General features: G+C 43.9%; 6 protein-coding genes and 1 pseudogene. 1 reads left to right on the top strand and 6 read right to left on the bottom strand.

Translation table 11 applies throughout. The annotated features are described in order from the left end of the window. Together F6J94_RS08485 and F6J94_RS08480 are read right to left on the bottom strand one after the other, a co-directional pair. Positions 1–268 (bottom strand): annotated as a pseudogene (locus tag F6J94_RS08485) (restriction endonuclease subunit R); the annotation flags it as partial. Between the two features lie 247 nt (positions 269–515). Then, positions 516–638, bottom strand: coding sequence for a hypothetical protein (locus F6J94_RS08480; protein WP_293039017.1), 123 nt, complete (start codon positions 636–638; stop codon positions 516–518). Between the two features lie 236 nt (positions 639–874). Between F6J94_RS08480 and F6J94_RS08475 the strand changes: the two genes are divergently transcribed. Continuing rightward, on the top strand, positions 875–1,678 hold the full coding sequence (locus F6J94_RS08475) for a TPM domain-containing protein (protein ID WP_293039015.1): 804 nt from the start codon (positions 875–877) through the stop codon (positions 1,676–1,678). Between the two features lie 93 nt (positions 1,679–1,771). On the opposite strand, the gene rph is transcribed toward F6J94_RS08475, so the two are convergent. From rph to F6J94_RS08455, 4 genes are all read right to left on the bottom strand, one after another. Next, on the bottom strand, positions 1,772–2,476 hold the full coding sequence (gene rph / locus F6J94_RS08470; RefSeq protein ID WP_293039013.1) for a ribonuclease PH: 705 nt from the start codon (positions 2,474–2,476) through the stop codon (positions 1,772–1,774). A gap of 100 nt (positions 2,477–2,576) precedes the next feature. Beyond that, positions 2,577–3,149, bottom strand: a complete 573-nt coding sequence (locus F6J94_RS08465) for a dCMP deaminase family protein (protein ID WP_293028962.1) — start codon at positions 3,147–3,149, stop codon at positions 2,577–2,579. 364 nt (positions 3,150–3,513) lie between these two features. Continuing rightward, on the bottom strand, positions 3,514–5,022 hold the full coding sequence (locus F6J94_RS08460; RefSeq protein WP_293039010.1) for a thymidylate synthase: 1,509 nt from the start codon (positions 5,020–5,022) through the stop codon (positions 3,514–3,516). Between the two features lie 98 nt (positions 5,023–5,120). Further along, complete coding sequence (locus F6J94_RS08455) at positions 5,121–6,944, bottom strand: NAD(P)/FAD-dependent oxidoreductase (protein WP_293039007.1); 1,824 nt, start codon at positions 6,942–6,944, stop codon at positions 5,121–5,123. Positions 6,945–7,377: the final 433 nt, after the last annotated feature.

Raw genomic sequence — 7,377 nt, 5'->3', positions numbered from 1 at the left:
TAATATAGAATGGTGGGCGATAAAAATCAGCAATTCTCAACAATGGGGATAGCACCACCATTTTGACAATCGGTTCTACCATGGGATACTCAGATAAGTGAAGATAGTCATCCTTGACTCGATCTAGCCATTGCTTTTCTAGCTGATTTAGTTCTGGTAAATCCTCTTGCCATTCTGGGAATAATTTCTCATCATTAGTAGGCTCTACTCCAAATTTTTCCTTCAATTGAGGCATAGAAATATCTTGGGCTACGATTGTTTCTACCATTATCCTTTGGGAATTGTTAATTAGGTTAATTAGGTTAATTAGGTTAATTAGGTTAATTAGTAATTTAAATTTTATTCTTAATTGCTAATGCTTTTACCTTATTATAAACCTTCGCGTAGCGTGGCCTATGGCCAATCGTAAAAAGAATATCGCTCTCAATTTTAAGTAATTACTGCATTACCTGGCTATTTTACCCTCTACAATACTGTTTAATTTAACCCCTAATTCTGATTCTAATTCTACAGGTTTATTTTTGATCACCACCTGATGGAATCCAGCCGCTAACTGGAGATAGTTCTGGCAATTCAACATGTAACCAACCTACACTCCCTTCTCCTCCCACACCTCCCACACCTCCCACACTTCCCACACTCCCTGTTTGACCCTGATGTCAGAAACTTACCCCTGTCAATCATCCCTGTACTGTACAAGATTGACCGTAGGTCACGCTACGCGATGAAGCGAAGCTTCCGCTAAAAGCGATCGAACATTTTGCGATCGCAACCAAGATTAGAATAAAGTAAACAAGTGTAAAGAAATGCTTAGTTTTACTTGATTATTTATCTAAAAGATAAGCATACTGTCCATTGCCGGTTGAAAATAACTATGCAGTATCTGTTTCCAAAACGAATTTTAGTATCCCTGGCAGCACTGTTCCTAGCTTGTTCTATGTGGGCGATTGCTCCTGAGGCAAAGGCTTACGACAATCCTGAGTTACTGCCCGAGGTTCAAACACCAGTCATTGATTTAGCGAACTTTATTCCAGAGCTTCAAGAGCAGAAACTAGTCGAAGATTTAGAAAGCTTTGAGGAGGAAACTGGCTGGAAACTCCGAGTTTTGACCCAATATGACCGCACCCCTGGTCGGGCAGTCAAAGAGTTTTGGGGACTTAACGACAAAAGTGTGTTACTGATTGCTGACGCCCGAGGGGGTAATATTCTAGGGTTTAACGTGGGTGATGCCCTCTATGAATTCCTTCCTCGGACATTTTGGGTAGAGTTGCAAACCCGATTTGGTAATCTCTACTTTGTACGGGATAATGGCGAAAACCAATCCATTATCGAATCCCTAGATACGGTCAAGCAATGCCTGCGCCAAGGGGGATGTCGGGTGGTACCTGGACTACCACGGGAACAGTGGATTCTGACCCTAATTACTTCTACTCTCGGAGGAGTGATTTTTGGATTTGCGGCTATCCCCCGCAAACGGGAACAGGTTTTCGCTTGGCAATGGGCTTTGATTTTGTCGCCACTTTGGGGTATCCTGTTTATTGCCTTCGGTATTGGACCTGTGGTGACACGGACATCTGATTACTTGCCACTATTGCGCAATATTATTGGTTTTCTTCTCGGTGCGATTGTGGCTTACTTGTCACCGATGATTAGTGAATCCTCAGCCTCAGAAACTTAACACCTGGTCAAATCCCCGTAATTTCCGGAATTTTCCGGAAATTAATAGCTAGGTTGCAGGAGTTCCTACTCATTACTCAGCACTATGTTTCTGCTAGCGCTGTGCTTCTAATAACTCCTTAATACCTTTTTCTGCTAGGTCCATCAACTGATTGAGTTGATGGCGAGTATAAGCCCCTGACTCCGCTGTTCCCTGAACCTCAATAATACCCATTTGGTCGTTCATCACTACATTAAAATCCACCTCAGCCGCCACATCTTCGAGATAGTTGAGGTCTAAAAAGGGCTCACCTTCCAATAAACCGACGGAGACAGCAGCAACTTGGTGAATTAAAGGCGATCGCTCTAGTACTCCCGTTTTAACCAGTTTATCCACAGCATCCGCAAGAGCAACATATCCCCCAGTAATGGAGGTAGTGCGGGTACCTGCATCCGCCTGTAAAACATCCGCATCTACCGTAATGGTCCTCTCGCCCAAGGCTTTGAGATCAACAGCAGCCCGTAAACTACGTCCGATTAGCCGCTGAATTTCCTGAGTTCGACCCGAAAGCTTGAGAACTTCCCGTCTTTGGCGTTCCGGTGTTGCTCCTGGTAACATCCTATACTCAGCGGTTAGCCAGCCGCTGCCAGTATCCTTGAGAAATCGGGGGACTTCCTCCTGAACCGTCACGGTACAAAGTACTTTGGTCTCACCACAGTGAGCTAAAACGGAACCAAGAGCATAGCGGGTAAACTCTCGCTCAAACAAAATGGGACGTAGTTGATCCGCTTGTCGGTGATCAGGACGCTGCCAAGACATAAGTTATGTAGCAAAGGGAGTAGGGAGTAGGGAGTAGGGAGTAGGGAGTAGGGAGTAGGGAACAAAAATTATCACAATATTATTGAGCTATATTATCGAGCTAGTCACCGTTAATAATTGTGTAATTGTTTTCAATAATTTTGTCCGACAATTTAGTAACAGATGTTGGATTGAGGAGAAATGAAGCTGCTCGTTTAGCTGTTTCTTCACTTAACTGGATTTGGGTTAGGCTAACTAAGCCGTCGTTCAGAAAATGATCTCTAACTAGAGCTTTCTCTCCACTATTGAAGATAGTCTCATAAAAAACTTTCTTTATGCCAGCTGAAATGATTAACTTCAAGCACGATACACAAGGTTCTAGGGTAACATAAATAGTCGCTCCAGCAGTGGCAATACCATGTTTAGCTGCAAACGCGATCGCATTCGCTTCAGCATGAACAGCTCGGGATGGCATGGTACGAGACGCATCGCAGCTACTTAGTCCAGCATAGCAGTATCCCTGAGCTGTGCAATGACTTGAGCCAGATGGGGGACCATTGTAACCTGTTGCTAAAATCTGATTGTTTTTAACAATCACTGCTCCTACAGGAAAGGCTAAACAGGTTGAGCGAGTAGCTGCTAGCTTAGCCATCATTAAAAAGTATTCATCCCAGTTTGGTCTTTCATTAGTCATTGGTAATTTTAAAGTTGTTAATGATCAATTTTATATCAATGTCAGTTTAGTTGATGACATAAACTATCATCGTCTTTTTTAAGTGAACAGGGAGCAGGTAAAAGAGAACAGTAAATAGAAACATGTCTTAACCTTTACTGTGGTTGCTATAACTTGTCATTTTACCAAGAACTATTCACCAAACTATCTTTGGTTATTTTTTACACCAAACTCGTTTTTTAGGTTATCTATAGTTGATGCTGATCAATAACTGCTTATCAATAACTTATCCTAGTCATGAAGTACAGTCAATTTTCCCATGGGTCACTCCTTACTCCCTAATTCTTAATACCCAGGATTTTGTATATCATAAGTATTAAAAATGCTATAATTGGTGATAATTTTTATCTTCTTTTATAGCTATCATAGCTTTTTCTAATTCTATTCCTAAATAGACCGCATGACTAGGTTGTATTGAAGGATTATCACTACAAATTTTTCTAGATAAACTCATGGCATTTTTACCAGAATACGTAGCAATTACTTCCCCGCTACCAGGGGTTGTCTGCTTCACTATAATATCAGTATTTTCCGTTTCAATCAAGAAATTACCAATGGGATCAGCATACTGTTTCTGTTCTGAATTGATAATTTGTTGATAGTGATTTTGAATAATCCGATTAGCATAGTCATAACAATCATCATAAATATGAGCACTTTGACTAACGGTAATCAGCGGTCCCATTTTTAATTGAATACCCCCGCGCTTACCAATTTGGTCTGTAATATACTGCTGTAGTGCTCTTAGTCCAAAGGCATTAGCTGCCCAAGCGCTAAACATATCATTACTTCTCAATGTGGCAGTTAGAGACAATTCATTATCCACAACTCTCAGCCAGATGTGATTCAGACAAGGACTACCCCCTTTCTCATGGTCTTTGACATCCCATAGGGACATCACTGCACTGGCTGCATCGATTTCACCAATGAGTTTGGTGATGACTTGCTCGATTTGGTCACGTTTGAACCAAGAACGTAGACGTTGACCATAAGTATATTTCACTCCTTCTACTACGGGTGCGTCGTCCAGGATTTGATGAATGTATTCTTGGATAAAGTCGCGATCGCATGGTAAATAATTGGGCTGAGGAAAGTAAAATTCAGGAGGTTCTGCCGTTACTACTGCCATTAAATCAATTAGCTCTTGCCAATATCCGTCATAACCCGTGGGCCGAATTGTGCCGGTAGTTTTAATGCGATGAATTATTTTAACCCAAGTTTCAGCTATCGTTCGTCCTTCAATGCGATGTCCGTAGCGCGGTCCTGGTTTTAGGGGGGCACAGCCAGATTCCCCGACACCATCGGCCATGGGAAATTCCAACGGTGTTCCCCAGGGGCCTTGAGTATTGAGGCCATAAGACTTTACCAGACTAACGGCTTGGGTAATGGAATCAGCCTCTGCCACAGAAAGTTCCCTTCTGAGTTGTTCTAGGGTCAGTAAGGGAATTTCAATGTCAATATAACCTTTGATAGAGGAGCGAATCACCCAGCAGTGACGACCAGTATCACTAGTTCCTTCTTCAACCCCATGGCGGAAAAAGTCCAGCAAGCAAGTTCCACTGCCAGCATTGCGGTCTTCCTTCGTAGCGTTGAGAATCACTAAGTAGCGCACATGGGGATTAGCGAGGAGATTACGAATGAGCAGACTAATTCCCCGGGTAGGACTGTATAACTGTCCGACCACAGCAAACTCAGAAGGGTTTAACTTTTTTGCGATCGCTTCTTTGATCGTCCAACCAGTAATTACCGCCGTTTGACCTGTACCGTAAATTAGTTGGTTAGGCTTGTGCAGGGGTTTGTACTGGAATTGACTTGGTTTGGTGATTGCTGTCATTTTAATGCAGAAGTTGAAGCTTGAATGTTGACTGTTAAATTTTAAATGTTAACTGTTAAATGTTTAAGGTTTAAGCGTGAAGTAATGGTAATCAACATTCATTTTGACCAACTACGGCGTAGGTTAAAGAAACCTTCCAGAAAGTTTTTTAAGGTCTGATTACGACTAATTCGTTGGTGCTGCCACTGTATTGCTGTTTTCTTAAAAATCTCTGACAAGGTGGGATAGGGATAATAGAGATTTGCCAACATACCCAATTTAATTTTCTGCTGAATCGCTAGGGTAATTTCCCCGATTAATTCTGTTGCGTGTGATCCAACTATGGTTGCTCCTAAAATTGTCCCATTGCGCTGCACTACCAGTTTCATATACCCAGTGGTTTGCCCCAGGAGCTGAGCCTGATCTAACTCTTTGAAATATTCTCGAATCACCCAAACATTCTTGCCATAGCGCTTTCTAGCTTCTACTTCTGTCAGACCGACCCGTGCTAATTGGGGTTCAGTTAAGATTGTCCAGGGAATCCCGTGATAATCCACCTTAAAGCAGGGGAAAAACAATGCATTCTTCACGGCAATGCTGGCTTGATACTGGGCAATATGGGCACAGGGATAACCACCAGCCATCTTGCCACAGCTATAGATGCGGGGATTAGTCGTTTGTAGTTTCTTATTGACCTGAAGACCCTGCTGAGTGTACTTTATCCCAACCCCTTCTAGATTTAAGGATTCCACATTGGGTTGCTCACCCGTAGCCAGTAAAATGGCATCAGCTTCAATGGCCTTATTACCAGCCTGAACCCAGGTTTTCCCGTCAATCTCTCTGACCTGATCAACTGGACTATCCGTCAGAACTCGAATTCCCTCAGCTTCCAACTGAGCTTGTATGAGCCTAGATGCTTCTAGGTCTTCCTGGAACAAAATACGAGTAGTACTGACCACCAACGTTACCTCACAACCGAGTCTAGCTAAAGTCTGAGCTAGTTCTGGAGCAATAGGCTCATCCCCAATCACTACCCAGGTTTTGGGTAGTGAAGGTTGGGAGGTTGAGAGTTGGGAGGTTGAAGGTTGTTCGCGTAGCGTGGCCTTTTGGCCAAGGTTATTAGGTTGGGAGGTTGAAGGTTGTTCGCGTAGCGTGGCCTTTTGGCCAAGGTTATTAGGTTGGGAGGTTGAAGGTTGTTCGCGTAGCGTGGCCTTTTGGCCAAGGTTATTAGGTTGGGAGGTTGAAGATTGTTCGCGTAGCGTGGCCTTTTGGCCAAGGTGATCGGGTTGCTGGTGATCAGGTTGCTGGTTAGAATTTTCAAGCTTCAACTCGGAATAATCTTCAACCTTCAACCTTCCAACCTTCAACTCCCCTTCAAGCTTCAACCTTCCAACCTTCAACACCTTTTGCCAGATATCGTTTGGTGTGAAATAGTCTATGGTCTGTAACCCTTCGATATCAGGAATAACTGGGCGAGAACCAGTAGCGATTAGGTAGGCACGAGACCGCAAACGTCGGTTGTTGACTACAAAACCGAGGTGAGGCAGTCGGCAAAATTCCCCCTCACCGGTGATTAGATCAATCCCTAAAGCACCTAAAATAGCTGAAGAATTCTGTTCTGAGCAGTTGGCAACCACTAGATTAGCCCATTCCATCACCTCAGTTAGTGGTAGGGATGGAAACCCGGTCTGTGACATGTCGGGTTCGGTTAAATCATCTATTTGAGGATAAATACCCAATTGAGCAGCGTCACGCATCTGCTCAAGCTTACGCCCCATTTCACTTAATACTCTGGTGTAAATAGTCCCCTGTCCTAGCCAGCTAGTGTGTCCTGGCTGAGGGTCTACCAGAGCCACACGAGCCTTTAAACCAGCAGCCGCAACAGCAGCATACACAGCAGCAGGAGTGCCACCAATGATAATTAGGTCATAGTCAACGGTCATTCGTGCAACAGTTACAGGTTTCAGGTTGAAAGTTACAGGTTAGCAGGTTAGAAGGTTTCCGGTTGAAAGTTACAGGTTAGCAGGTTATAGGTTTCAGATTGAAAGTTACAGGTTTCCGGTTGAAAGTTACAGGTTTCAGGCTCTAACCTTGGGCTTTTGGCCACGCTACGGGAACAACCATCTAACTAACCTATCCCACAACAGACGCCTACGGCCAGCAACCTTGGCCAAAAGGCCACGCTACGCGAACAACCTTGGCCAATAGGCCACGCTACGCGAACAACCTTGGCCAATAGGCCACGCTACGCGAACAACCTTGGCCAATAGGCCACGCTACGCGAACAACCTTGGCCAATAGGCCACGCTACGCGAACAACCTTGGCCAATAGGCCACGCTACGCGAACAACCTTCAACCTTCTAACCTTCAACCTT

It is taken from the genome of Moorena sp. SIO1F2, assembly GCF_010672755.1.
GTDB lineage: Bacteria > Cyanobacteriota > Cyanobacteriia > Cyanobacteriales > Coleofasciculaceae > Moorena.
This window is presented reverse-complemented; position numbering and strand designations above follow the sequence as displayed.

Bases quoted from the DNA above. Each gene is read 5' to 3' on its own strand.
- rph (WP_293039013.1), bottom strand. From the start codon at position 2,476: ATGTCTTGGCAGCGTCCTGATCACCGACAAGCGGATCAACTACGTCCC.
- F6J94_RS08475 (WP_293039015.1), top strand. From the start codon at position 875: ATGCAGTATCTGTTTCCAAAACGAATTTTAGTATCCCTGGCAGCACTG.
- F6J94_RS08465 (WP_293028962.1), bottom strand. From the start codon at position 3,149: ATGACTAATGAAAGACCAAACTGGGATGAATACTTTTTAATGATGGCT.
- F6J94_RS08455 (WP_293039007.1), bottom strand. From the start codon at position 6,944: ATGACCGTTGACTATGACCTAATTATCATTGGTGGCACTCCTGCTGCT.
- F6J94_RS08460 (WP_293039010.1), bottom strand. From the start codon at position 5,022: ATGACAGCAATCACCAAACCAAGTCAATTCCAGTACAAACCCCTGCAC.